At 67.2% G+C, this 26006-nt stretch carries 22 protein-coding genes and 1 pseudogene; 9 read left to right on the top strand and 14 right to left on the bottom strand.

All coding sequences use genetic code 11. The annotated features are described in order from the left end of the window. Window positions 1–58: 58 nt before the first annotated feature. Both ACYVN4_RS00940 and ACYVN4_RS00935 read right to left on the bottom strand, forming a co-directional pair. Window positions 59–1129: a mechanosensitive ion channel family protein gene (locus tag ACYVN4_RS00940; protein WP_460717291.1), complete on the bottom strand. Its 1071-nt coding sequence runs from the start codon at window positions 1127–1129 to the stop codon at window positions 59–61. Window positions 1130–1356: 227 nt separating this feature from the next. Further along, window positions 1357–1971, bottom strand: a complete 615-nt coding sequence (locus ACYVN4_RS00935; protein WP_460717290.1) for a transglycosylase SLT domain-containing protein — start codon at window positions 1969–1971, stop codon at window positions 1357–1359. Between the two features lie 850 nt (window positions 1972–2821). On the opposite strand from ACYVN4_RS00935, the gene ACYVN4_RS00930 reads away from it, so the two are divergent. Beyond that, the gene (locus ACYVN4_RS00930; RefSeq protein ID WP_460717289.1) at window positions 2822–3385 is read left to right on the top strand and encodes a DUF6529 family protein; all 564 of its coding nucleotides are present in this window, start codon (window positions 2822–2824) and stop codon (window positions 3383–3385) included. On the opposite strand, the gene ACYVN4_RS00925 is transcribed toward ACYVN4_RS00930, so the two are convergent. Together ACYVN4_RS00925 and ACYVN4_RS00920 are read right to left on the bottom strand one after the other, a co-directional pair. Continuing rightward, on the bottom strand, window positions 3315–4448 hold the full coding sequence (locus ACYVN4_RS00925) for an AbrB family transcriptional regulator (protein ID WP_460717288.1): 1134 nt from the start codon (window positions 4446–4448) through the stop codon (window positions 3315–3317). The genes ACYVN4_RS00930 and ACYVN4_RS00925 overlap by 71 nt on opposite strands. A gap of 189 nt (window positions 4449–4637) precedes the next feature. Continuing rightward, complete coding sequence (locus tag ACYVN4_RS00920; RefSeq protein WP_460717287.1) at window positions 4638–6026, bottom strand: cystathionine beta-synthase; 1389 nt, start codon at window positions 6024–6026, stop codon at window positions 4638–4640. Window positions 6027–6107: 81 nt separating this feature from the next. Here ACYVN4_RS00920 and ACYVN4_RS00915 point away from each other — a divergent pair, with 81 nt between their 5' ends. Continuing rightward, on the top strand, window positions 6108–6572 hold the full coding sequence (locus ACYVN4_RS00915; RefSeq protein WP_460717286.1) for a hypothetical protein: 465 nt from the start codon (window positions 6108–6110) through the stop codon (window positions 6570–6572). Between the two features lie 129 nt (window positions 6573–6701). Further along, window positions 6702–7919 carry an acetyl-CoA C-acetyltransferase gene (locus tag ACYVN4_RS00910; protein ID WP_460717285.1) on the top strand — a complete coding sequence of 406 codons (1218 nt, stop codon included), beginning with the start codon at window positions 6702–6704 and terminating at the stop codon, window positions 7917–7919. Window positions 7920–7976: 57 nt separating this feature from the next. Here the strand turns inward: ACYVN4_RS00910 and ACYVN4_RS00905 are convergent, their stop codons facing one another. The 5 genes from ACYVN4_RS00905 to ACYVN4_RS00885 form a co-directional block, all read right to left on the bottom strand. Further along, on the bottom strand, window positions 7977–8234 hold the full coding sequence (locus ACYVN4_RS00905) for an HPr family phosphocarrier protein (RefSeq protein ID WP_460717284.1): 258 nt from the start codon (window positions 8232–8234) through the stop codon (window positions 7977–7979). Window positions 8235–8263: 29 nt separating this feature from the next. Further along, window positions 8264–10414: a PTS fructose transporter subunit IIABC gene (locus tag ACYVN4_RS00900; RefSeq protein WP_460717283.1), complete on the bottom strand. Its 2151-nt coding sequence runs from the start codon at window positions 10412–10414 to the stop codon at window positions 8264–8266. A 10-nt stretch (window positions 10415–10424) separates the two neighbouring features. Then, a complete protein-coding gene (locus tag ACYVN4_RS00895) occupies window positions 10425–11390 on the bottom strand; it encodes a 1-phosphofructokinase family hexose kinase (RefSeq protein WP_460717282.1) in 966 nt (321 codons plus the stop codon). After that, window positions 11387–12154, bottom strand: a complete 768-nt coding sequence (locus tag ACYVN4_RS00890; protein WP_460717281.1) for a DeoR/GlpR family DNA-binding transcription regulator — start codon at window positions 12152–12154, stop codon at window positions 11387–11389. The genes ACYVN4_RS00895 and ACYVN4_RS00890 overlap by 4 nt, the downstream gene beginning before the upstream one ends. An 81-nt stretch (window positions 12155–12235) precedes the next feature. Then, window positions 12236–13546 (bottom strand): anaerobic C4-dicarboxylate transporter family protein, encoded by a 1311-nt coding sequence (locus ACYVN4_RS00885; RefSeq protein ID WP_460717280.1) that lies wholly within the window; start codon window positions 13544–13546, stop codon window positions 12236–12238. A 186-nt stretch (window positions 13547–13732) separates the two neighbouring features. Between ACYVN4_RS00885 and ACYVN4_RS00880 the strand changes: the two are divergent. The 6 genes and pseudogenes from ACYVN4_RS00880 to ACYVN4_RS00855 form a co-directional block, all read left to right on the top strand. After that, window positions 13733–14005, top strand: a pseudogene (locus tag ACYVN4_RS00880) (cyclic nucleotide-binding domain-containing protein); the annotation flags it as partial. A 168-nt stretch (window positions 14006–14173) separates the two neighbouring features. Next, window positions 14174–15580, top strand: a complete 1407-nt coding sequence (locus ACYVN4_RS00875; protein ID WP_460718317.1) for an aspartate ammonia-lyase — start codon at window positions 14174–14176, stop codon at window positions 15578–15580. Continuing rightward, window positions 15577–16362, top strand: coding sequence for a hypothetical protein (locus tag ACYVN4_RS00870; RefSeq protein WP_460717279.1), 786 nt, complete (start codon window positions 15577–15579; stop codon window positions 16360–16362). Before ACYVN4_RS00875 ends, ACYVN4_RS00870 begins: the two co-directional genes overlap by 4 nt. Beyond that, the gene (locus ACYVN4_RS00865; RefSeq protein ID WP_460717278.1) at window positions 16343–18247 is read left to right on the top strand and encodes a fumarate reductase/succinate dehydrogenase flavoprotein subunit; all 1905 of its coding nucleotides are present in this window, start codon (window positions 16343–16345) and stop codon (window positions 18245–18247) included. The genes ACYVN4_RS00870 and ACYVN4_RS00865 overlap by 20 nt, the downstream gene beginning before the upstream one ends. Beyond that, complete coding sequence (locus tag ACYVN4_RS00860; protein WP_460717277.1) at window positions 18244–19038, top strand: succinate dehydrogenase/fumarate reductase iron-sulfur subunit; 795 nt, start codon at window positions 18244–18246, stop codon at window positions 19036–19038. The genes ACYVN4_RS00865 and ACYVN4_RS00860 overlap by 4 nt, the downstream gene beginning before the upstream one ends. Window positions 19039–19104: 66 nt before the next feature. Further along, window positions 19105–19446, top strand: coding sequence for a DUF1330 domain-containing protein (locus tag ACYVN4_RS00855; RefSeq protein WP_460717276.1), 342 nt, complete (start codon window positions 19105–19107; stop codon window positions 19444–19446). A 94-nt stretch (window positions 19447–19540) separates the two neighbouring features. Here the strand turns inward: ACYVN4_RS00855 and ACYVN4_RS00850 are convergent, their stop codons facing one another. From ACYVN4_RS00850 to ACYVN4_RS00830, 5 genes are all read right to left on the bottom strand, one after another. Further along, window positions 19541–20425, bottom strand: coding sequence for a Bax inhibitor-1/YccA family protein (locus ACYVN4_RS00850; RefSeq protein ID WP_460717275.1), 885 nt, complete (start codon window positions 20423–20425; stop codon window positions 19541–19543). A gap of 157 nt (window positions 20426–20582) precedes the next feature. After that, window positions 20583–21509 (bottom strand): LLM class F420-dependent oxidoreductase, encoded by a 927-nt coding sequence (locus ACYVN4_RS00845; protein ID WP_460718316.1) that lies wholly within the window; start codon window positions 21507–21509, stop codon window positions 20583–20585. Window positions 21510–21523: 14 nt separating this feature from the next. Beyond that, window positions 21524–22672: a class I SAM-dependent methyltransferase gene (locus tag ACYVN4_RS00840; protein WP_460717274.1), complete on the bottom strand. Its 1149-nt coding sequence runs from the start codon at window positions 22670–22672 to the stop codon at window positions 21524–21526. 120 nt (window positions 22673–22792) lie between these two features. Further along, the gene (locus ACYVN4_RS00835; RefSeq protein ID WP_460717273.1) at window positions 22793–24220 is read right to left on the bottom strand and encodes an MDR family MFS transporter; all 1428 of its coding nucleotides are present in this window, start codon (window positions 24218–24220) and stop codon (window positions 22793–22795) included. Window positions 24221–24321: 101 nt separating this feature from the next. Continuing rightward, window positions 24322–25998, bottom strand: coding sequence for a DUF885 domain-containing protein (locus ACYVN4_RS00830; RefSeq protein ID WP_460717272.1), 1677 nt, complete (start codon window positions 25996–25998; stop codon window positions 24322–24324). Between the last annotated feature and the right edge of the window lie 8 nt (window positions 25999–26006).

The raw sequence follows: 26006 nt of genomic DNA, 5'->3' as shown, positions 1-26006 counted from the left end.
ACCGACAACGAGACAGCCCCGAGGACAGGTAGTCCTCGGGGCTGTTTTCGATTGACTACTAGATCATTCCGCCCTGGTTGCCCTGATCGGGCGGCTGCGCACCGGGCCTCGGCATCTGTCCGCCCGGCCGTGAGGGCTGCTGCGCCGGAGGCATCGGCTGTCCGCCCGGCTCCGGCATTCCCGGCCGCGTGGGCATCTGCCCCGACTGCGGCGGCATCTGACCACCCTGCGGGTAGCCGCCCTGCTGGCCGTATCCCGTTGGGCCGTAACCCATTTGACCACCCTCGGGTTCCGCCCACTTGCCGGGCGGCATCTGACCCATGCCCGGCCCGGCCATCATGGGCTGCCCCATCATGGCCGCCCGCTGCGCGAGCATGGCCGCCTCCTGCGCCTGCCGCTGCCGTGCCGCATCCTCACGACCGCGCTGATACGCCTGCGCATGACCCTTTACCTCCGGCATCTCGCCTTCGATGGTGTCGAGCCAACCCTCCCAACGCGATTGCATCGGGCGGATGAGTCCACCGCCGAAGCCGACGATGAGGACACCGGCGATGGTGGCCAGCACGGTGATGAGAATCGGCATGGTGACCGAGGTGCCGACGCCGATCTGATTGAGCGCGGCGATGATGCCGATGCCCCAGATGAACACGGCCGCAACACGTCCCAGCATCCGGCCGTATTCCAGGCCGCTGAGCATGTTCGACACCATGTCCTGCACGACCCGCGCGATCGCGCCCGCGATGCAGACGATGACGATGCCGACCGCCAGCCGCGGCAGCCACGCCACGATGCCGTTCAGCATGGTGGACACCGGATTCGGGCCGAAGACGCCGAAGCCGAGCTGCAGCGCGATCAGCAGCACCGCGTAGTAGGCGAGCTTGGCGATGATGCCGGTGGCGTCGTAGCGACCGCGGGCCAGCATGTCCTTGATGCCGCCGCGCTCGACGAGCCGATCGAAGCCGACACGGTTCAGGATCCGGGTCACCACCTTGGCGACGACCTTGGCCACGAACCAGCCGATGAGCAGAATGACCAGGAAGCCGACGAACTTGGGCACCCAGGTCGCGATGGAACTCCACGCGTCCGAGAGCCCCATCTGGATATCGATAGCCGATACCGAGGTGTGCATGACCCCGTCCCTTCGCTATCTGTCCCGGCCGAGTGCCGGAACTGCTCCACGGGGTCGTTATACGCCTTGTTGATCTTCGAGTTCGTACGTTTGCGAAAGTGTTGCCAAATCGAATGCCAACAGTTTGCCAGTCAGCGAAATAGCACGGCGGTCAACGAAAGAACGCGATGGCCCACCCCTCATCGGCGAGCCATCGCGTCATTCGTCCGGATTCGCGCCGGAGTGGATCAGTACGCGCTGGAGACGTTGTCCATCGAGCCGTAGCGGTGCGCTGCGTAGTTGCAGGCAGCCACGATGTTGGCGACCGGGTCCCAGATGTTCGTCGAGGTGCCCTCGACGTGGTACGCGTTGAAGGTCGGGTCGATCACCTGGAGCAGGCCCTTGGACGGGATGCCCATGGCCGCGTTCGAGTCGTACAGGTTGATCGCCTGCGGGTTGCCACTGGATTCGCGCTGGATGTTGCGCAGAATGCCGTCGTAGCTGCCCGGGATGCCGTGCTGGGACATGATGTCCAGCGCCTGACGGATCCAGCCGTCGAGGTTGTCGGCGTAGACCGGGGCGGGCGGCGGGACCGGAGCCGGGGCGGGCATCGGGGCCGGGGCCGGAACCGCGGCGGCCGGGGCCGGAGCGGGCTGCTCGTTGGCCGGAGCAACCGCGGGGGCCACGGGGGCCGCGGCGGCCACCAGGGTGGCCTTCAGTGCGGCGGGCTCGACATCGCCGTTGGCGGAGCCCGCGGCGGTGATGATGGAGCCGAAGACGCCGAGAGCGAGCGCGGCGGTGCCGACCGTACGAGCGGTGGCCATCACCTTGCTGCGTCTAGCGGGGTCACTGAGAGCAGTCATAACAATTTCGTCCTGTTCGGTTTCGGGCCCGTGGGCCTGAAGGAGGCAGCACTCGACCAGGCGGCGTCTCCCGACGCTCACCGAGGCACTGCGGGGCTGTTGTGGTTGCTGTTGTGAAACCCTGTCCGGGTCAATGGAATTGGCGCTCCGTCGTCAATGGAGTTGACGCTCTGCGCGGAGAACTGCGGAGACGTTCGCGGCCTCCCGGCCGCTCTGTCCTAACCCACCGAGGTGGATTGCCTCATCGCACCGATGTGGTGATCACGTTCCGCATGTGTGTTCACATCTCCTTGCGCCATTCAGACTCGTGGTCTGTTTCCGACAAGGTCACAGCTTGATAGCGCATAGTTAACACGGTCTGAACCAAAAGTGAACACACGGTGAACCGACCCGAGTGGCAGCTTCGGGACCTGCATTAATACAAGCGCTGACCTGGTCATTCAATTCGAAACACAAAGTGTTTCAGATCACAGAGAAATTTAGCCCCAAGATCGCGATATACAGATATTTGCCCGATTTGCCCACGACCTATCGGCGTTTCGCATTCCGAAAGTAACGCTGCGACAAATCACATTTGTTTACTCAATTCACATCAGTCACATTTGTCACGCACCGTAATCGTCCCGCGATCACCGGAAACCCGGATCGGGGTTCGACCACTGCATAAACCCGGGTCACCGGGGCGCTGGCCCGCCGTTATGCCACCGCATCGCCCGCCGGAGCGCCGTTCGAGGTCCGCTCGGCGGGATAACGCCAGCCGAGCCCTGGCACCGCGGCTGGGACCGCCACAGGCGGCCGTACGGACACTCCCCCCGGTCAGCGCTTGTAACCCCGGGTAGTACCTCCAGATATGTCCTTGCTGACCGACGTTGTCACCGTCTCCCGGCGCAACCTGATCGCGGTGCCGGTGTTGCTCACCGGCGCCGCGGTCTCGGTCGCGTTGGGAATGGCCGGAATTCACTACTGGCCCGGCACCCAGCCCCTGCCCACGTGGGGCTTCTCCGCCCCGCAGATCTTCAAGGCGTACCTGAGCAGCGTGGTGGGGGTGCTGATCATCGGCCAATTGCTCACGGCCGTATGGATTTACCGCTTCCACGCACCCAAGCCGGTGCACGTTTTCCACCGCCTGTCCGGTGCGCTGGCGTTCCTGCTCAGCCTGCCGGTGGCCTTCTATTGCCTCTACAGCTTCGGTTTTCAGGTCGGCCAGGGCGCGACCTCGACGCGGGTGATGGCGCATTCGATTGCGGGCGTGGTCTTTTACGGTGCCTTCGCCTCGAAAATGCTGACGCTGCGGTTGAAGCGGACCCCGGGCTGGCTGCTGCCCGTCCTCGGCGCGACGGTGTTCACGAGCTTCGTGCTGGCGTGGACGTTGGCGGCTTTCTGGTGGTTTCATACCGTCGGATTCGCGAGATGAGCAGTGGCAGCAACGCCATCATCACCAGGAGCCGGATGGTCTGCACGCTGGTGATGAGCGGCAGATTCGCACCCATGGTGTCGGCGGTGGCGAGCACGGCGTTGATGCCGCCGGGCGTGGTCGCCAGGTACAGGTCCGACATCTGCAGATCCACCAGATAGGCCAGCCCCAAAGCCATTCCGGCCACGATCGCCGACAGCGCCAGCACCGCGGCGGTCATGGCGGGCAGCATGCGCGCCATCTCCCCCACCACCTGCCGGGTGAAGCGGGTGCCGACCTCGAAGCCGATCAGCACGAACAGCAGATCCTTGAACAGGTGCGTGGGCGCGTAGCCGTGGGTCAGGCCCAGCGCAGTCACGATCGCGGTGACCAGCATCGGGCCCAGCAGCGCGGCATTCGGCAGGCGCAGGCGCGCGCCGACCCGAATCCCGATGAGGCACAACACGATCGCGATGCACAGCCCGGCGAACTGGTCCCCGCGGCCCATGATCATCCAGTACGGCAGGCTGGGGTCGGTGACCGAATCACCCGGTGCCCCAGGGCCGTACGGGATGCGCTCCTCATTGTCGAGCAGCGCGGCGATGGCCGGTGCGCTGAGCGCCACCAGAGCGACTCGCAGGTATTGCATGAACGCCACCCGGCGCGGATCGGCATCGAGTTCGTCGGCCGCCGAGACGACCGCGGCCGAACCACCGGCCAGCATGCCGAGCGTCGCGGTCGGCAGATCCACCTTGGTGGCGCGCGCGAAAACCAGTGCCACGCCCACACTCACCACGACCGTCGCCGCCGTGACCGCGAGCACCGGCAGCAGCCCCCACCCGATCGAGGTCAGCAGGGAGATCTGCAGGTAACTGCCCATCAGCACGCCCAGCAGGGCCTGCACGCTCACATTCACCTGTCGGGGCAGCGGCGCGGGCAACTTCCCGGCCAGCGCCAAACCGGCACCCACCACGATCGCGAGAATCATTTGCGGCGCGGGGAATCCGATCCGGTCCAGTAATTTCGCACCACCGAGCACCGCGCCCAGCAACGCGATCCATACCGCCACCTGTCTCGGACTCATATGGATCAATAGTGCCCGGCGCGGATGAACCTCTGGTAACACACCAGTTATCCCGACCGAAGCTCCCACTGTGATCTCCGATGCAGAATCGGATGGGCTTGTCCCAGGCCATAAATCACACGGGTGAAAGCAAGCCGCCCGCCGGATCCAAGGGAAGGGATCCGGCGGGCGGCAACTGCACAGAAACTGCTAGGCGAGGACGCCTTCGCTGAGGAATCCCAGCAGGTCGTGGCGGGTGATGACACCGACCGGCTTGCCGTCGTCGACGACCATGAGGGCGTCGGTGGACTCCAGCAGCTTGGTCGCGGCCGAGACCGGCTCGCCCGCGCCGATGAGCGGGAAGCCCGGGCTCATGTGCTTGGACACCGGGTCGGTGAGTTTGGCGCGGCCCTCGAACACGGCCGAGAGCAGATCGCGCTCGGTGACCGAGCCCGCGACCTCGCCCGCCATCACCGGCGGTTCCGCGCCGACGACCGGCATCTGCGAGACGCCGTACTCGCGCAGGATCTCGATGGCGTCGCGCAGGGTCTCCTGCGGGTGGGTGTGCACCAGGTCCGGCAGCTCACCGGACTTGCCGCGCAACACATCTCCGACATGGACCTCGGTGTGCGAGCCGTCCAGGCGCGAGCGCAGGAAGCCGTAGGAGCTCATCCACTGGTCGTTGAAGATCTTGGACAGGTAGCCGCGGCCACCGTCCGGCAGCAGCACCACGACCACGGCATCGGGATCGCGCTCGGCGACCTTCAGTGCCGCGACCACGGCCATGCCGCAGGAGCCGCCGACCAGCAGGCCCTCTTCACGAGCGAGGCGACGGGTCATCTCGAAGGAGTCGGCGTCGGAGACGGCGATGATCTCGTCCGGGATGGCCGGGTCGTAGGCGGTCGGCCAGAAGTCCTCGCCGACACCCTCGACCAGGTACGGGCGGCCGGTGCCGCCGGAGTAGACCGAGCCCTCCGGGTCCGCGCCGACGACCTTGACCTTGCCGCCGGAGATCTCCTTGAGGTAGCGGCCGGTACCGGTGATGGTGCCGCCGGTGCCGACGCCCGCCACGAAGTGGGTGATCTTGCCTTCGGTGTCGCGCCAGATCTCGGGACCGGTGGTCTCGTAATGGGATTCGGGGCCGCCCGGGTTGGAGTACTGGTTCGGCTTCCACGCGCCCGGGATCTCACGCACCAGGCGGTCGGAGACGTTGTAGTAGCTGTCCGGGTCCTCGGGCGCGACGGCGGTCGGGCAGACCACGACCTCGGCACCGTAGGCGCGCAGCACGTTCCGCTTGTCCTCGCTGACCTTGTCCGGGCAGACGAACACGCACTTGTAGCCGCGCTGCTGCGCGACCAGGGCGAGGCCGACACCGGTGTTACCGGAGGTCGGTTCGACGATCGTGCCGCCAGGCTTCAGCAGCCCGGCCTCTTCGGCGGCGTCGATCATCTTGACGGCGATGCGGTCCTTCGAGCTGCCGCCCGGATTCAGGTACTCCACCTTCGCCGCCACCAGTCCCGAGTTCGGACCCACCACGGAGTTCAACCGAACGAGCGGGGTGTTTCCGATCAGATCGACGACATGGTTAGCGATGCGCATACCCCTCATCGTTGCAGAAAGGAGATGCGCACCTTCGCGCACGTCGGACATATCACGAATGCCGGAAATTACCATCGCCCCATGAGGAAGCCGACGAGCCTGAGGGCCGCCTCCCTGTTCCCCTGTCTCACGGGCGCGACCATGATCATCATCAGCGCCCCCGCACACGCCGCGACCATTGAATTTCCGCAGGTCCAGAGCATGTACCACGATGCGGTGCTGTGCGGCGGCAACATTCGATCCTGGGCCGACACCGGGCCACAGTGGCCGGGGCGGGCCATCATCAGCGTGCAGGCGCTACCGGTCGGCGGGTTCGATCCGGGCGAGTACAGCTTCGCGCCGATGTGCGAGACCACCGCCACGGTCGCCTGGCGCAACATGAACACCGGTGCCGCGGGCGAATATCGAGTTCCGATCTTGGCCGGGTTCTACGGCAGCGAGCACTACGCCTTGTTCCAGGACACCGGGCCGGGCCACATCGTGGTCACCGTCTACACGGACATGCCGAACATCCCGGCGCAGAGCGCCTTCGACGTGCCGGGCTGACCCACCCCGCGTTGTGAGTGAGCGATATCCCACAGCTCAGTGGATGGGATTCGGGCACACCGGATGTTCGCCCCGCCACACCCCCGTCGTAAATTCGAAGAGGATCACCCCAGCAAAAAAGGAGTCCTCATGGCTGAGGCCGTCATCGTTTCGTACGCCCGCTCGCCCATCGGCCGCGCTGGCAAGGGTTCTCTGGTGAGCATGCGCCCGGACGACCTCGCTGCCCAGATGGTGCGCGCCGCGCTCGACAAGGTGCCTTCGCTCTCCGTCTCCGACATCGACGACCTGCACCTGGGCTGCGGCCAGCCCGCCGGTGAGGGCGGCTTCAACATGGCCCGCTCGGTCGCCGTGCAGCTCGGCTACGACACCCTGCCGGGCGTCACCGTCAACCGCTACTGCTCGTCCTCGCTGCAGACCACCCGGATGGCGTTCCACGCCATCAAGGCCGGCGAGGGTGACGTGTTCATCTCCGCCGGTGTGGAGACCGTCTCGCGCTTCCCGAAGGGCACCTCCGACGGCTGGCCCGACACCCACAACGGCCTGTTCGCCGACGCCGAGGCCCGCACCAAGGCCACCGCCGAGTCCAACGCGACCTGGACCGACCCGCGCGAGGAGGGCATCCTCCCGGACGTCTACATCGCCATGGGCCAGACCGCGGAGAACGTCGCCACCTTCACCGGCATCTCGCGTGAGGACCAGGACCACTGGGGTGTGCGTTCGCAGAACCGTGCCGAAGAGGCCATCAAGTCCGGTTTCTTCGAGCGTGAGATCACCCCGGTGACCCTGCCCGACGGCACCGTCGTCACCACCGACGACGGCCCGCGTGCCGGCACCTCCTACGAGAAGATCTCGCAGCTGAAGCCGGTCTTCCGCCCGGACGGCACCATCACCGCCGGTAACGCCTGTCCGCTGAACGACGGTGCCGCGGCGCTGGTCGTCATGTCCGACACCAAGGCGAAGGCGCTGGGCCTGACCCCGCTGGCCCGCATCGTGGCCACCGGCGTCTCGGGTCTGTCCCCGGAGATCATGGGTCTCGGCCCGATCGAGGCCGTGCGCAACACCCTGAAGAACGCCAACATGACCATCGGTGACCTCGACCTGTACGAGATCAACGAGGCGTTCGCCGTTCAGGTTCTGGGTTCGGCTCGTGAGCTGAACATGGACGTGGACAAGCTGAACGTGTCCGGCGGCGCCATCGCCCTCGGCCACCCCTTCGGCATGACCGGTGCCCGCATCACCGCGACGCTGATCAACAACCTGCAGACCCACGACAAGCAGTTCGGTCTGGAGACCATGTGCGTCGGCGGCGGCCAGGGCATGGCGATGATCATCGAGCGCCTGAGCTGATAGCTCGAAACTGATTGGGCCGCACAACCTCACGGTTGTGCGGCCCTTTTCATTCGCTCAGGCGTCGAGGTCGGCGGCGATCAGGCCCGCGATCTTGTCCACGGCGGCCTGGTCATCGCTGGTGACGATGACTTCGGTGCCCTGGGTGGCGCCGAGGGTCATGATCATCAGGCCGGAGGCGGCGTTGACCGGGGCTCCGCCGACGAGGGCGAGGGTGACCGGAACGGTTGCGGCTGCGGCGGCTTCGGCGATGAGGGCGGCCGGGCGGGCGTGCAGGCCGACGGACGAACCGACAACGACGGTGGTGCTGGGCATGATCGACTCCTTGTGGGTGGGAGGGGTTGTTACGCGGCTACGAGATCCGCGGGAGATTCCTTGGTGGCGGGCGCTTTTCGGAGCTGCTTGGCCGCGGTGACACAGGCCGCGCCGACCACGGTGCCGAGGGCGAGGGCGATCAGGAAGCCCGCGATGCCGCCGACGGCGAAGAAGACGAAGATGCCGCCGTGGGGTGCACTGAGGGTGGTGCCGAAGGCCATGACCAGGGCGCCGGTGACCGCGCCGCCCGCCATCATGGACGGGATGACGCGCAGCGGGTCGGCCGCGGCGAACGGGATCGCGCCCTCGGAGATGAAGGATGCGCCGAGCAGCCAGGCGGCCTTGCCGTTCTCGCGTTCGGCGGTGGTGAACAGCTTGGGACGCACCGTGGTTGCGAGTGCCATGGCCAGCGGCGGCACCATGCCCGCCGCCATGACGGCGGCCATGATCTTCAGTGAGGCGGTGTCATTCACGTTGAGCCCGGCGACGGCGAAGGAGTAGGCGGCCTTGTTGACCGGCCCGCCCAGGTCGAAGCACATCATCAGGCCCAGGATGATGCCGAGCAGGATGGCCGAGGTGCCCGACAGGCTGTTGAGCCAGTGGGTGAGTCCGCTGGTGACGGCCGCGAGGGGCTTGCCGAGCACGATGAACATGAGCATGCCGACGACCAGCGACGCGAACAGCGGGATGACGACTACCGGCATCAGGCCACGAGCCCACTGCGGCACACCGAGTTTGGCAATCCACAGGGCGGCGAATCCGGCGATGAGACCACCGACCAGACCACCCAGGAAGCCCGCGCCGACGAAGACGGCGACCGCGCCGGCGGTGAAACCTGGTGCGAGACCGGGCCGGTCGGCAATCGCGTAGGCGATGTATCCGGCCAACGCCGGAACCAGGAAACTGAATGCGAGCGAACCGATTTGGAACAGCACCGCACCGAGGTAGGTGGGCAACCCGCCCGTGGGCAGATCGGTGATCGAGTTGTCCAGCACGATGGTCTTCGCACTGCCCGCGATCTCGTACCCGCCGAGCAGGAACCCGAGCGCGATGAGCAAGCCGCCCGCCGCAACGAACGGGATCATGTAGCTGACGCCGGTCAGCAGGATCTGCCGTAGTCGAGTCCCCCAGCCGATCGACCCGGCATCTGCTGTGGTGGAACCACTCTCGGTGCGCGCAGCACCGGAGACAACAGCGGCGTTGGGATCCTTCGCCGCCGCCAGCGCCTCGGCCACCATGACATCGGGCTCATTGATCGCCCGCTTCACACCCGACTCGATGACCGGCTTACCCGCGAACCGTTCCCGCCCCTTCACCCCGACGTCGGTGGCGAAGATGACTGCGTCCGCAAAGTCGATATCCGCCGCGCTCAAAGGCGTACTGCCGCTGGACCCCTGAGTCTCCACCCGCACCGTGACTCCAGCGCGCTGGCCCGCGGCGACCAGGGAGTCGGCCGCCATGTAGGTGTGCGCGATCCCGGTGGGACACGCGGTGACTGCGACGAGGGTTCGCGACGACGAAGCCGATGGCTCACCCGACTCGGCCGACGTCTCCCCCGCCATCCCGGCCTGAGTCTCCTCCGTCATCCCGGCATGCTTTTGGCCGGGATCTCGCTGTGCGCGTTGGATTCCGGCCAAGGGCACGCCGGAATGACGAGGGGAATCCACACCGGAAGGGGCGTCGGCGGGCGGGGGCGTGGAAGCTGCTGCTCGAGCGGGCGTCGGTTCCGGTTCCACGACATCCGCGACCATGCCGACGATGTCGGCGGGTGTGGCGGCCGAGCGCAACGCAGCCAGGAATTCGGGCCGGACCAGTGCGCGGGCCAGGGCCGAGAGCAGCTTCATGTGTTCTGCGCCCGCGCCTTCGGGGGCCGCGATGAGGAAGACCAGGTCGGCAGGGCCGTCGGGGGCGCCGAAATCCGCCTTGTTGGCGAGGCGGGCGAAGCCGAGGGAGGGAGTGAGAACGGCGGCGGAGCGGCAGTGGGGGATGGCGATGCCGCCGGGAAGGCCGGTGGCCGACTGGGATTCGCGGGCCAGGGCGGCGTCGCGGAGGTCGGCGGCCGAGGTGGCGCGGCCCGCGTCGGTGAGGCGTTGGGCGAGTGCCCCGATCACGTCGGCTTTCTCGGCGCCGAGGTCGGCGTCGAGGGCGATCAGGTCGGTGGTGATGATCGGGTCGGACATCGCGGGTCCTTCAGTGGTGGGGCTGGAAGTCCAGGGCCGTGATCCGCACGGCGTTCGGGTCGGTGTGGTGCGGGCCGGGCAGGCCGGTCCCCGGGAGTGCGGCGGCAGCGCTGCCGTAGGCGACGGCGCGGCGCAAACGGTCTTGCGGTGCTTCGTGATCCAGATCGGCGAGCAGGTAGCCGGCGAGCGCGGAATCGCCCGCGCCCACGGTGCTGCGGGCGGTGATGGCCGGTGCGGTGGCGTGCCAGGCCCCGGCGGCGTTGACCAGCACGGCTCCGGCCCCGCCGAGGGTGGCGAGCACGGTGTCGACGCCGCGGTCCACGAGGGTCGCCGCCGCCCGCGCCGCGGCGTTGGGATCCTGTAGTTCGGCCGGGTCACCACCGGTGAGCTGGGCCAGTTCCTCGGCGTTGGGCTTGATCAAATGCGGTGCGGTGGAACCGAAATGCTCGGCCAGGGCCAGCAGTGGGCCGTCGGAGGTGTCCACCGCGACCTTGATGCCGCCGGGTCCCGGCCGACGCAGCCGCGACAGCAACTCCACATACCAGTCCGTCGGCACCGCGGGCGGCAGCGAGCCGGACAGCACCACCCAGGACGCGTCCCGGGCGAGCTCGACCAGCAACTCCGCCAACGCGTTTCGCTCATCGGCCGTCAACGGCGTGCCCGGTTCGTTGATCTTCGTGGTGGTGCCGTCGGCCTCGGTGAGCGTGATGTTGGTGCGCGCCGGGCCGCCACACGGCACCGCCCGATAATCGAGGCCGGTCTCATTGAGCGCCCGCAGCAGCGGATCGCCGGGATCGCCCGGCAGTACCGCGACGGTCCGCGCACCCGCGCCCGCGACGACGCGAGAAACGTTGACGCCCTTGCCACCCGGGTACGAGGTGGCCGCGCGCGCCCGCTGTAGGTCGCCGCGGCGCAGCGGCTCCGACAGCGCCACCGTGTGGTCGATGCTGGGATTGGCGGTCAGTGTGACGATCATGCGGTCACCACCTCGATACCGAACTCGGACAGTTCATTTCGCACCGCGGGCAACAGCTGGTCGTCGCTGACCAGCACGTCGATATCCGCGATGGCGGCGAATCGGATCAGATCCTCGCGCCCGATCTTGCTGGAGTCGGCGACCACCACTACCCGGTGTGCACTCGCGACCATGGCCCGCTTGACCGCGGCCTCGTCGGGATCGGGCGTGGACAGGCCGTGCCCGACGGTGAGCGCGTTGGTCCCGATGAAGGCCACATCCACCCGCAGGTCGCCGAGCATGCGCTGGGTGTCCGCGCCGACGGCGGCCTGGGTGACACCGCGCACGCGCCCGCCCAGCAGATGCAGCCGGACCCCGGCGGCGCCGCTGAGCCGGGTGGCGATGGGCAGCGAGTTCGTCACGGCCACCAGCTCCCGGTCGCCGGGCAGCTGGGCCGCGATCCGGCCCGTGGTGGTCCCGGCGTCGAACAGCACACTGCCGCCGGTGGGCGGGAGAAATGCCAAAGCGGCCTTGGCGATTCGATCCTTCTCCCCGGCCCGGGTGTGCTCGCGCTCGCCGGTGCCGAGCTCGATGGCGGTGAGGGCGGCGGCCGGTACCGCACCGCCGTGCACGCGGCGGACCAGGCCGAGCCGGTCGAGGGCCGCCAGGTCGCGGCGCACGGTCTCGGTGGTCACCTCGAACTGTTCGGCGAGCTCGATCACGGAGACGCGACCGCGCTGCCCGATCAAGGCCGCGATCGCCTGCTGCCGCTCCTCGGCGTACATCCGAACCTCCGCACATCGTTGTTGCTTTATGTTGTTTTATGCCCGATTGTGTTGTTTTGTCAAGATCCAAACGGTGTTCTCTCAGGAACCGATCAAGGCCGCCAGCGGATATCCCACGGCCACGGCCACGGCGGTGGTGACAATGCCCGGCAGCATGAAGCTGTGGTTGAGCACCAATTTGCCGAACCTGGTGGTGCCGGAGTGGTCGAAGTTCACCGCCGCGATGCTGGTCGGATAGACGGGCAGGATGAACAGCGCGCACAGCGCCGGGAGCATGGCCACCAGGTGCGGCGCCGAGATACCGAGGGCCAGGCCGAGCGGCAGCATGATCTTGGTGGCCGACGCCTGACTCAGCACCAGCGCCGAGACCAGCGCGAGCACGACCGCGAACAGCCAGGTGTGCTGCTTGGCCAGATCACCCAGGTTGCCGACGATCATCTTCTCGTTGGATTTGATGAAACTGTCACCCAGCCAAGCCAATCCGAAGACGCCGACCAGCGCGACCAGTCCCGCCTTGGCGACCGGGGTGCTCGGAATCTTGGGGGCCGAGACCTTGCAGACCAGAATGATGACGGCCGAGGTCGCGAGCATCAGCACCTCGATGGTCTCGGGCATGCTCAGCGCCTTGCCGTCCGCACCCGGGGGCCGCAGTCCGGGGAACGCACCCGAGATGACCACGGCCAGCACGCCGATCAGGAAGATGAGCGCGGAAAGCTTTGCGGTGCGCGGCAGTTCGGGACGATCGGCGGGATTCGCGTTGACCGGCTGCAGTTCTCCGGAGGCGAGTCGGCGCTGATACTCCGGATCATCGGCAAGATCCTTGCCCCGACGGCACACCGACAGCGAGCCCGCGATCAGGCCGATCAGCACCGACGGGACGGTGACGGCCAGAATCTTGACCATGCTCCAGCCATCCGGCCCGAGCACCACGACCGCGGCGGCCATGGCGGCCGAGACCGGGCTGGCGACGATGGCCGACTGACTGGCGATGGCGGACATGGAGATCGGCCGTTCGGGCCGCACCCCGCCCTCGCGCGACACCTCGTGGATGACGGGCAGCAGCGGGTAGAGCAGGTGGCCGGTGCCCGCGCCGACGGTGAACAGGAACACCACGACGGGTGCGACGAAGGTGATCCGCTTGGGATTCTTGCGGATCATGCGCTCGGCAATGCGCACCATGTAGTCGACGCCGCCCGCCGCTTCCATGGTGGCCGCCGCGATGACGACCGCCAGGATGATGAGCAAGACGTCGACCGGTGGTGACGTGGGTGCGACGCGAAACACGCTGGCGAGCACCACTACGCCCACCGCACCCCACACGCCGAGTCCGATGCCGCCCACGCGCGATCCGATCAGGATCGCGGCGAGTACCACCGCTAACTCGAGAAGCATCTGAATCATGGGAAGAACCGCCTCGGTAATTATCTCCATCCGTCATGAGTCCCGGGACAAATGCCCTCACTATCGGCTTGGACTCGAAATGACAGATCGATTTGTTCAATAATTTTGCTGACGGTTTGCTCCCGTTGAAGAGACTAGCCCATCGAAGTAGGAGTCAACGTGGACACCTTGTCCGACATGATCGAGGCCACCTCGATCGCCACCGGGATCGACGTCGAGGACCTACAGGCCCTCACGGTGGTCGCCCAGTACCGCGAATACCCCGCGGGGGCAGTGATTTTCCACGAGTCCACGCCGCGCGACTGGTTCGGCGTCGTCACCCGCGGCCGCATCGAGATGGTGACCGGACTCACCGGACACGAGACCGAACTGGGCACAGTCCGTGCGGGCGGGATGATTTCGGAGATGACGCTGCTGGACGGCGGCACCCACATGGCCACCGCGCGCACCGCGGGCGGTGCGGAAGTCCTCATCGTCACCCGCGAGGCCATCGAGGATCTGTCGGCCCGCGAGCCCGAGCGCTACCACCGCATCGTGGCCCGGGTCGCGCAGCTGGTGGCCGCCCGCCTGCAGTCGGTATCGAGTCGCCTGGCCGAGGCCGTGGTCTCGCAGTCCGCGGTGGGCGGCATTCGGCGCGAACATGATTCGCTCGGCGAGCGGGAGATCCCCGCCGAGGCGTACTACGGTGTGCAGACCCTGCGCGCCCTGGAGAACTTCCAGATCTCGGGCATCAAGCTGCGCAAGTTCGGCCACCTGGTCGACGCGCTGGCCTACGTGAAAAAGGCTGCTGCCCTGGCCAATTACGAGCTGGGCGCGCTGGACGTCGAGAAGGCCGAGGCGATCAGCCTGGCCTGCGACGAGATCCTGGCAGGAAAGCTGCACCGCGACTTCGTCGTCGACATGGTGCAGGGCGGCGCGGGCACCTCGACCAATATGAACGCCAACGAGGTCATCGCCAATCGCGGCCTCGAACTCATGGGCCACGGCAAGGGCCAGTACCAGTTCCTGCACCCGAACGACGACGTGAACTGCTCGCAGTCGACCAACGATGTGTACCCGACCGCCGTGAAGCTCGGCGTGTACCTGTCGCTGCACGATGCCGCCGAGGCGCTGGCCGAACTCCAGAAGGCCTTGCAGGCCAAGGCCGCCGAGTTCTCCGACGTCATCAAGATGGGCCGCACCCAGCTGCAAGACGCCGTCCCGATGACCCTGGGCCAGGAGTTCGGCGCGTACGGCGTCATGGTCGGCGAGGCCATCACGCACCTGAAGCGGATCTCCGAGGACCTGCTGGTCACGAATATGGGCGCGACCGCCATCGGCACCGGCATCACCTCCCCGCCCGGCTACGCGGAGCTGTGCGCGGCCAAGCTGGCCGACGTCACCGGTCTGCCCATCCGCCCGGCGGTGGATCTGGTTGAGGCTACCCAGGATTCGGGCGACTTCGTGGCGGTGTCGGCGACTATGAAGCGCGCCGCGGTGCAGCTGTCGAAGATCTGCAATGACCTGCGGCTGCTGTCGATGGGTCCGCGCGCGGGACTGGCGGAGATCAATCTGCCTGCCATGCAGCCGGGTTCGTCGATCATGCCGGGCAAGGTCAATCCGGTCATCCCGGAGGTCGTCAGCCAGGTCTGCTTCCAGCTCATCGGCTACGACATGACCGTCACCATGGCGGCCGAGGCCAGCCAGCTCGAGCTGAACATGGCCGAGCCGATCATGGCCTACGACCTGCTGATGGGCACGCTCATGCTGCGCAATGCCGCTGTGACGCTGACCAATCGGTGCATCACCGGCATCACCGCCAACCGTGAGCGGTGCCGGGAACTGGTCAACAACAGCATCGGCCTGATCACCGCGCTGGTCCCCGCCCTCGGCTACGAGGAGGCGGCGTCGATCGCCAAGGAGGCATTGCAGACCGGCGGCAGCGTCTACCAGCTGGTGCTGGCGCGCGGCGCGCTCACCCAGGAGGCGCTCGATGAGCTGATGCGCCCCGAGAACATGACCGCGCCCCGGGCCCGCACGCTGTGACAGCGACGCCCGAGCGGGAGCGGACCCGCGCGCAGATTCCGCAACGCACACTGCGAGTGGACAATTGGCTGGCGCAGCCGATCGTGACGGCCTCGATCCTGTCGGCGTTCATCGTGTACGCGGCGTACGTCATCCTGGCGAATGATCACTACGCGTCGGGACCGTATCTGTCGCCGTTTTATTCGCCGAATCTGACCGATGTCGGCATGCACGGCTGGGGTTGGGTGAGCTGGCCCGCCTGGATCACCCCGTCGATCCTGATCATCTGGATTCCCATGGGATTCCGCTTCACCTGCTACTACTACCGCAAGGCCTACTACCGCGCCTTCTGGCAGTCGCCGACGGCGTGCGCGGTGAGCGAGCCGCACAAGAAGTACACCGGCGAATCGAAGTTCCCGCTGGTGTTCATCCAGAACATGCACCGCTACTTCTTCTGGCTGGCAGCACTTTTGAACGTGGTGCTCACCTATGACGCCGTCATCGCCTTCCGCGATTACGACGGTCGTTGGGGCCACATGGGTTTGGGCACGGTCGTGCTGATCGTGAACGCGGCGCTGCTGTGGATGTACACCCTGTCCTGCCACGCCTGCCGCCACGCCATCGGCGGCCGTCTCAAGCATTTCTCCAACCATCCGATCCGGTACCGGCTGTGGACCTGGGTGAGCCGGATCAACCCGCATCACCAGCGCATGGCCTGGATCTCGCTGATCTGGGTGGCGTTCACGGACGTCTACGTCCGGCTGCTCTCGATGGGAGTCATCAGTGACCTTCGATTCTTCTGACACACCGATCCGGCACGACTATGACGTGGTGGTGATCGGCGCGGGCGGCGCGGGACTGCGCGCGGCCATCGAGGCCCGCACCCGCGGCCTGCGCACCGCCGTCATCACCAAAACCCTGCTGGGCAAGGCACATACGGTGATGGCCGAGGGCGGGGCCGCCGCGGCCATGGGCAATGGCAATCCGAAGGACAACTGGCAGGTCCACTTCCGCGACACCATGCGCGGCGGCAAGTTCCTCAATGACTGGCGGATGGCCGAGCTACATGCCAAAGAGGCGCCCGCGCGCATCTGGGAGCTGGAGCACTGGGGCGCCCTGTTCGACCGCACGAAAGACGGTCTGGTCTCGCAGCGCAACTTCGGCGGCCACGAGTATCCGCGCCTGGCGCACGTCGGCGACCGCACCGGGCTGGAGGTTATCCGCACCCTGCAGCAGCGCCTGGTCGCCCTGCAGCGCGAGGACGCCGAGCAGTTCGGCGATCCCGAGGCACGGCTGAAGGTGTTCGACGAGACCACCATCACCCGCCTGCTCACCGACGACGGCCGCATCTCCGGTGCGTTCGGATATGTCAGGCAGACAGGCGATTTCGTGGTGCTCAACGCCCCGACCGTCATTCTGGCGACCGGCGGCCTGGGCAAGATGTACACGGTCACCTCCAATTCCTGGGACTACACCGCCGACGGCCACGCGCTGGCCCTACGCGCGGGCGCGGAGCTGGTGAACATGGAGTTCATCCAGTTCCATCCGACCGGCATGGTGTGGCCGCCGTCGGTACGCGGCGTCCTGGTCACCGAGGGTGTGCGCGGCGATGGCGGGGTGCTGCGCAACAGCGAGGGCCGTCGCTTCATGTTCGACTACATCCCGGAGGTGTTCCGGGCCATCTACGCCGATAACGAGGCCGAGGCCGACCGCTGGTACACCGATCCCGAGAACAACAGGCGGCCACCGGAACTGCTGCCGCGCGACGAGGTGGCGCGGGCCATCAACTCCGAGGTGAAGGCCGGTCGAGGTTCGCCGCACGGCGGCGTGTTCCTGGATGTCTCCACGCGCATGACGCCCGAGGAGATTCGGCGGCGGCTGCCCGCCATGCACCACCAGTTCGCCGAGCTCGCCGGGGTGGATATCACCAAGGAGCCGATGGAGGTCGGTCCGACCGCGCACTACGTCATGGGCGGCATGCGCGTGGACGCCGACACCACGGCCACCACCGTGCCCGGCCTGTTCGCGGCCGGGGAGTGCGCCAGCGGCATGCACGGCTCGAATCGACTGGGCGGCAATTCCCTGTCGGACCTGTTCATCTTCGGCGCCCGCGCCGGGGCCGGAGCCGCGGAATATCTTGGCGGCCTGGCTGATTCCCGGCCGGTGGTGCACGAGCAGGCGGTGGCGGAAGCCCTCGCCGAGTCCCTCGCACCCTACGACCGCGAGGACGGCGAGAACCCCTACGAGGTGCATCAGGCCCTGCAGCGCGTCATGACCGAGCTGGTCGGCATCGTTCGTGACGGCGACGAACTCACCAAGGCGCTCGGCGAATTGGAACTGCTGCGCGAGCGCGCGGAAAACGTTCAGGTGCAAGGCGATCGGCTCTACCACACCGGCTGGCACCTGACCTTCGACCTACGCAATATGGCCCTCATCGCCGAATGCGTGGCGCGCTCGGCCTTGGAGCGCAATGAATCTCGTGGCGGTCACACCCGCGGTGACTTCCCCGCCATGGACCCCTCCTGGCGCGGCGTATCGCTGACCTGTCGCGATCACGACGGCCGCGTGCACCTCTCGCGGCGCATCGCACCCCCCATGCGGGCCGATCTGGTGGCCCTGTTCGAGCCGGAGGAGCTGCGCAAGTACTTCACCGAATCCGAACTGGTCCAGCTGGGAGTGAACCGATGAAAAAGACAGTGACCGTGCGGGTCTGGCGCGGCGACGGCGGCCGCGGCGCGCTCGAGGACTATCAGGTCGAGGTGAGCGAGGGCGAGGTCGTCCTGGATGTCGTGCACCGGCTGCAGGCCACCCAGTGCCCGGATCTGTCCGTGCGCTGGAACTGCAAGGCGGGCAAGTGCGGCTCCTGCTCGGCGGAGATCAACGGCTTCCCGCGACTCATGTGCATGAGCCAGGCCGCCCAGGCGGTGGTCGGTGACGCCATCACCATCACCCCGCTGCGCGCGTTCCCGGTCATTCGCGATCTGGTCACCGATGTCTCGTTCAACTACATCAAGGCGCGCGAGGTGCCGCCGTTCCAGCCCGACCCGGCGATGCGGCCCGGCGAGTATCGGATGATGCAGGAGGACGTGCAGCGCAGCCAGGAATTCCGCAAATGCATCGAATGCTTCCTGTGCCAGAACACCTGTCACGCCATTCGCGACCACGAGGAGAACCTGCACGCCTTTGCCGGTCCGCGCTTCCTCATGCGGGTGGCGGAATTGCAGATGCATCCCGCCGACGTGCTGGATCGCCGCAAGCTCGCCCAGGACGAGCTGGGTTTGGGCTACTGCAATATCACCAAGTGCTGCACGGAGGTCTGTCCCGAGCACATCAAGATCACCGACAATGCCCTGATTCCGTTGAAGGAGCAGGTCATCTCGCGCAAATACGATCCGCTGGTCTGGCTGGGCAGCAAGCTGCTGCGCCGGGAACACCTGGAGGCGAAGCACATTCCGGGTACCGCATTACCTGGCAGGTAATCGACTTCGTTCCCTGGGAGCGGAAATATCGAGGGCAGCACAGCAATCCCGGATGAGGAGCCCGAAATGCCCGCCTACGCCATCGCCACCCTGTGGGACGTCGACGTGAACGCCGAAATCGTCGAATACCTCGAGCGCATCGACGCGACCTTGGAACCGTTCGGCGGCAAGTTCATCGTGCACGGCGGTCCCCGCCAGCGGGTGATCGAGGGCTCGGCGAACGCGAACGTGATCGTCATCGAGTTCCCGGATTACGAGGCCGTCAACGGCTGGTACGAGTCGGCGGCTTACCAGGAGATCCTGCCGCTACGCACCCGAAACTGCGCCAGCGTCGCGCTTCTCACCGACAACTGCGGCGAGAACCACGCAGCTACCGACGTCCTGAAGGAGGTGGTGATCAACGATTGAAGGCTCTCAGGCTGGCTACACAGCAGTGGGCGGGCACCGGATTCCGGTGCCCGCCCACGTCAGGTATTCGGTTGCGCGTCAACCCTTCCGGGGACTAGCGGTCGCCCTGGAAGTAGCTCAGCAGACGCAGGATCTCGAGGTACAGCCAGACCAGGGTGACGGTCAGGCCGAACGCCACGCCCCAGGCCGCCTTCTCCGGAGCCTGGGCCCGGATGAGCTGGTCGGCGGCGTCGAAGTCCAGCAGGAAGCTGAACGCCGCGACACCGATGACCACGAGGCTGAAGATGATCGACATGGTGCCGCCGTCACGCAGGCCGAAACCGCCCGGGGTGAAGAAGCCGGCGATGATGTTGCCGAGCATCAACACGAAGACGCCGATCAGGGCGCCCACGACCATGCGGGTCAGGCGCGGGGTGACGCGGATCGCGCCGGTCTTGTAGACGACCAGCATGCCGAAGAACACACCGAAGGTGCCCAGCACGGCCTGCGCGATCAGACCCGAACCGCCGACGCCACCGATGGCCACATTGGTGAACAGGAACGAGAACGACCCCAGCAGCAGACCTTCCAGCGCCGCGTAGCTCAGCACCAGGGCCGGGTTGTACTTCTGCCCGAAGGAGATGACCAGGCCCAGCACCAGGCCGCCGAGGCCACCGACCAGCAGGAACGGCAGCGCCAGTGCGTGGTTGCTCGCGGTGAGGGCGTAGGACACCAGCGCCATCAGGCTGACCACGCCGAGGGTGATGCCGGTCTTCTGCACCACGTCGTCGATGGTCATCGGGCGGGTGGTGGGGATGGCCGGCTGGTAGGGCTGCTGGCCGTAGCCCGGGTACTGCGGCGGCTGCTGGCCGTAGCCCGGCTGCTGCTGACCGTACGGATTGGTGGGGAACTGTCCGGCTCCAGGTGCCTGGCCGAAGCCGGCGTAGCCACCCTGCTGCGGCTGCAAGTTCCGGAAAACCGGGTTGGATGTGGAGCGCACTGTGCGTCCCTTTCTGGAGTCGCGGCTCACGTAGGTCGTGGCCTGTGAAGCTACTCGTCCAACGCGCAACGGGGGTCCGGAGTTCCCGAACCCCCATAGATCGGACTAACTGGACTTTACCTGAGCTTTACCGAACGTGCCGCCCGTCAGGTGCCCGTCAGCCCAGCTGACTCATCACCTCGTGCGCGATCAGCTCCAGGTGATCCAGATCCGACAGATCCAGGATCTGCAGGTAGATCCGGCTGGTACCAGCGATTTCCGCGTAGCGGCCGATCTTGTCGACCACCTCGCCCGGGCTGCCCGCCAGACCGTTGGCCTTCAACTCGTCCACCTCGCGGCCGATCACCGCCGCACGCTTGGCCACCTCGGCGTCCGAAGCACCGACGCAGGCGACCAACGCATTGGAGAAGGTGATGTCGGAGGGATCGCGTCCGGCGTCCTTGGCGGCCTTGCGGACTCGCTCGAACTGCTCGGCACTGGCCTCGGCCGACTGGAACGGCACATTGAACTCGGTGGCGTACTGCGCGGCCAGGCGCGGGGTGCGCTTGGCGCCCATGCCGCCGATGATGACCGGCATGCGCGACTGCGCGGGCTTCGGCAGCGCCGGGGAGTCGGTGAGCGTGTAGTGCTGACCGCCGAACGAGAAGGTCTCCCCCACCGGGGTCGACCACAGGCCGGTCACGATGGCCAGCTGTTCCTCGAAGCGCGGGAACTTCTCGGCGGGGAACGGGATGCCGTAGGCGGTGTGCTCGGACTCGAACCAGCCCGCGCCGAAACCGAATTCGACGCGGCCGCCGGACATGGCGTCGACCTGCGCCACCTCGATGGCCAGCACGCCCGGGTGACGGAAGGTGGCCGAGGTGACCAGCGTGCCCAGCCGGATGCGGCGAGTCTCGCGGGCCAGCCCGGCCAGCGTGATCCAGGCGTCGGTGGGGCCGGGCAGGCCGTCGACGTCACCCATCTTCAGGTAGTGGTCGGAGCGGAAGAAGGCGTCGTAGCCGAGGTCCTCGGCGGTCTTGGCGACGGTGCGGAGAGTGTCGTAGGTCGCGCCCTGCTGGGGTTCGGTGAAGACTCGAAGATCGATTCGTCCCATGGGTCCTATTGTTCGACGTCGTGCAGACCGCGGACCGAGCGGGTCACCGTGAACTTACGATTGCGGCCCATCACATCGGTTTTGCCGACCATGCGCTCCATGACGCCCCGGTAGTTGAGGTGCGTGTTGTAGACGGTCCAGAGTTCGCCGCCGGGGCGCAGCACCCGGCCGGTCTGCTGGAACATCTTGATGGCCGAGCCGGTGTGCACGGCCGCGCCTACGTGGAAGGGCGGGTTGCACAGCACCAGGTCGGCGCTGTTGTCCGGGGTGGCGGACATGGCGTCGTCCTGCAGCACGGTGACCCGGTCGGACACGCCGTTGACGTCGGCGGTGGCGCGGGCGGAGGCCACCGCGGCGGCGGACTGGTCGGTCGCGGCCACTCGGATGCCGGGCCGCGCCTTGGCCAGGGCCACCGCGAGAATGCCGGTGCCGCAACCCAGGTCGATGGCGTCGCGGGCATCGGGCTTCATGCGCTTGAGGTAGTCGAGTAGGAAGCGGGTGCCGATATCCAGGCGCGGGCCGGAGAAGGCGGCGCCGTGGGCGACCACCTCGAGATCCAGGTCCTCGAGGCGGTTGCGAATCGGGAAACGGGGATCGCCAAGGGGTTTGGGGTCGGCGGCGAGCAGGATGCGGGACTTCTGGCGGCCGCGGCTGGCGCGCACCGAGGCGAAGGATTCGGCGAGCACCTCGTTCATGGCCGGGGTCAGATATTTGTCGCGGCCACCGGCGAAGACTTCGACCTCGGGGGCGGCGTAGCGGGCAATGGCCTCGGCGGTCTCGGCGAGGCCGGACAGGGCGCGCGGCAGCCGCCACAGCACCACGCGCACGTCGCTCAGTAATTCCGGGCCCAATTCGCGGGTGGTGAAACGATCGGACAGTCCGACAATTCGGGCGTTATTGGTCAGCGCCAATTCACCGGTCAGCAAATCCTGATGCACGCGCACGCCGCGCAGTTCATGCGCGGCGATCGCGCCGAGGGTCAGCGCACCGTACCCGTCGTCGATCACCGCGACCCGGCCGTCACCGGCGGCCGCCAGCGAATCCGCGGCGACATCCAGCATGAACCGGTCCGCGGCGTCCACCGCGTACAGGTTCACCGCTTCCACATCCGGATACCGGCGCAACCGGCTCAGTACTTCCTCGACCTCAACCACACCTACAGTGTGCTAGATCATTGCCGCACTATTCCATTCGGCACGGTCGAGCGGATTTTGTCGGAATGAAATGAGGCCCGGCACTATTCTGCGACCTGACAAAAGACTTGCCGATTCGGTTCACGCCGAATGGGTTTCCGGATTGCCATCACTTCGCCCGGGCATGACCGCGGCCGCGCCGATGAGCACCACCGCCATGGCCGCCACCCCGACGAACACCAGATGCACCGCGGGGGCGAGGTCGGCGGCGGCCGGATGATCGATCTTGCCGAGCCGCGCGTTGACGATCGCCCCAAAGACCGCCACCCCGACCGCACTGCCCAGCGAGCGGGCGAACATGTTCGTGGCGGTCACGACTCCACGCTCGGACCATTCCGCACTGGCCTGCGCGGCGATCAGGGTGGGGCTGGCCACCAGACCCATACCCATGCCGACGATGAAACAGCCGAAGGCCACCTGAAGGAGACCGGAGTCCGCGTCGACCAGCAACAGTGATGCCGCACCCGCCACCGCGAGCACGCTGCCGATCACGGCGGTGTAGCGGAAACCGATGCGCAGGTAGACCTTTCCGGCCTGCGACGCCGACACCGGCCAGCCCAAGGTCAGCGCGCCGACGGTGAGTCCCGCCAGCAGTGCGCCGCTGCCCAGCACGCCCTGCGCGAAGGTGGGCACGTACGAGGTCAGACCCAGCAGGATGGCACCGACCAGCAGCGAGGCCAGGCTGCTGGCCACCACGATCCGGCGGGTGAAAACCCACAGCGGCAGAATCGGATTCGCGGCCCGGCGCTCGACGAGCCCGAACGCCACCAGCACCACGGCACCGCCCACGAACAGCGCCAGGCTCGGCGGCGCGGTCCACGCCCATGCCTGCCCGCCCTCCAGCAGCGCGAGAATCAGCGCGCCCGCGCCGACGGTGAGCAGTCCGGCACCCAGGTAGTCGATCTGATGGCGCTGCCGCGGCGCGCTCTCGGTGAACTTCCGCAGAATCATCCACGCGGCCAGCGCCGCCAGCGGCAGGTTGATCAGGAAGATCCAACGCCAGCTGACGTATTCGGAGAACACGCCGCCCAGCAACGGCCCCAACACCGATGAGGCCGCCCACACACTGGCCAGATACGCCTGCACCTTGGCCCGCTCCTGCACGGTGTAGATGTCCCCCGCGATGGTCATCGAGATCGGACTCACGGCCCCCGCCCCGATCCCCTGCACCGCCCGGAACGCGATCAGCCCGATCATGCTGGTGGCCAGCCCACACAACAACGACCCGAGCGCGAACACCCCGATCCCGAACAGCATCACCGGCTTCCGCCCGACCATGTCGGCGAGCTTCCCGTAGATCGGCACGGTCACCGCCTGCGCCAGCAGATAGATACTGAAAAGCCAAGGGAACTGCGCAAACCCACCGAGCTGATCGGTGATCGTCAACACCGCCGTGGCAATGATGGTGGAGTCCAACGCGACCAACGAGGTCGACAGCATGATCGCCGCAAGGATCGGCCCCCGCTCCGACCGCAACCCGATCGACGACTTCAGATCCGTGGCAGTCACCGGCGACCCCCTTCGTTAGCCCAACTCACCATTACCCGAGTCGAACACACCCCCCGGACCGGTATTCCCACCGGCCCGGGGCAGGGCTTCGGCTCGGCGACTCAGAGCGAGGCGGCCAGGTCTCGGAGGACGGGGAGACTGACGGAGCCGGAGCTCAGGATTTTGTCGTGGAAGGTTTTGATGTCGAAGGACGCGCCGAGGCGGGTGGTGACTTCGGTGCGCTGGCGGCGGATTTCGAGTTGGCCGACCTTGTAGGCGACGGCTTGGCCGGGCATGGCGATGTAGCGGTCGATTTCGACTCGGATCTCCTCCAGGCCGACGGGGGCGTGGGCGGCCATGAAGTCGATGGCCTGCTGGCGGCTCCAGCCCTTGGCGTGCAGGCCGGTGTCGACGACCAGGCGGCAGGAGCGCCAGGAGTCGGCGGCGAGCATGCCGATGCGGGCGAGATCGTCGGTGTACAAGCCCATTTCGTCGGCGAGGCGTTCGGTGTAGAGAGCCCAGCCTTCGACGAAAGCGGTGTTGGAGAAGGACATTCGCTGGAACCGCGGCAGGTGGTCCAGCTCGTTGGCGATGGTGAGCTGCAGGTGGTGGCCGGGGATCGCCTCGTGGTAGGCGACGGCGGCGGTCTCATAGCGGTTGCGGGTCTTGGGTTCCCGGAGGTTGACGTAGTACGCGCCGGGGCGTGAACCGTCGGCGGCGGGCGGGAAGTAGTAGGCGGCAGGAGCGTCACCGGCCAGGAAGTCGGGGACCGGCAGGATGTCGCAGGACTGCTGCGGCAGCCGCCCGAACCAGTTGCCCATTTCTGCCTGGGCCGCGGCGAGATACGCGCGGGCGTCGGTCATGATCTCGTCGGCCTCGTTGTAGCGCAACACCGAATCTTCGCGCATGCGGGCGAAGATGGCGGTCTGGTCCGAGAGCCCGAACAGGCGGGCGCCGACTTCCTCGTATTCGGCGCGCAGTCCGGCCAGTTCGTCCAGGCCGAGCCGGTGGATCTCGTCCGCGCCCAGGTCGGGCAGGGTGGTGTGGTGCCGCAGCAGGCGGCCGTAGATGTCCGCGCCGTCGTCGCCGAGCCAGCACAGGCCGGGCTGGTCGTCCGGGCGGGAGGCGGGCGCGAGCTCGTCGGCCAGCACCGCGCGGTAGGCGGCGAAGGCAGGCCGGATCACGTCCCGGGCGATCTCGGACAGCTCTGCGCGCCAGGCCGATTCGCCATCCCAGTCCGCCGGTCCGGCGAGCGTGACGAATGGGTCCTCGGCCAGGCCGGAGGCCAGGTAGCCGTCCAGCTGGTTGAGCGAACGTTCGATGGTGATGCGCGCGGGCGTGCGCCCGGCCGCGAGACCCGCCCGGAAGCGGTCCCCGGCCTGGCTCATCAGCGTCCCGAACTGCCGGTAGCGGTCGAGGAGGTGGCGGGCGTTCTCGGGTTCCGGCGCATTCAGCTGCGGCGCCATGGTCAGCATCCCCGCGTGCACGCCGGTCATCTGATCCGAGGCCATTTCGATGGGCCGCCACTCCAGATGCGAGACGGCGGCGGCCAATTCGGTGCGCAGCAGGCTGCGCGTGGTGCGATCCTCCTCGCCCAGGCCCGCCGAATCCAGGGCGTCCACCTCGGCCAGCAGGCCCCGCCAGGTGCCGAGCAGCCGCTCCTCCGCGGCCACCGACAGATCCTCGATGCGATCGTCGAATCGCCTGTCCCCCAACAGGGTCGCCTCGCTCGGGGCGGACTCCAGCATGGCATCCCAGTACCGGTCGGCGAGTGCGATGAGTTCCTCGTGCGCGTCCATGGGCACCA

Source organism: Nocardia heshunensis (assembly GCF_054782115.1).
The sequence above is the reverse complement of the archived record's forward strand: the minus strand, read 5'-3'. Positions and strand labels throughout refer to the sequence as shown.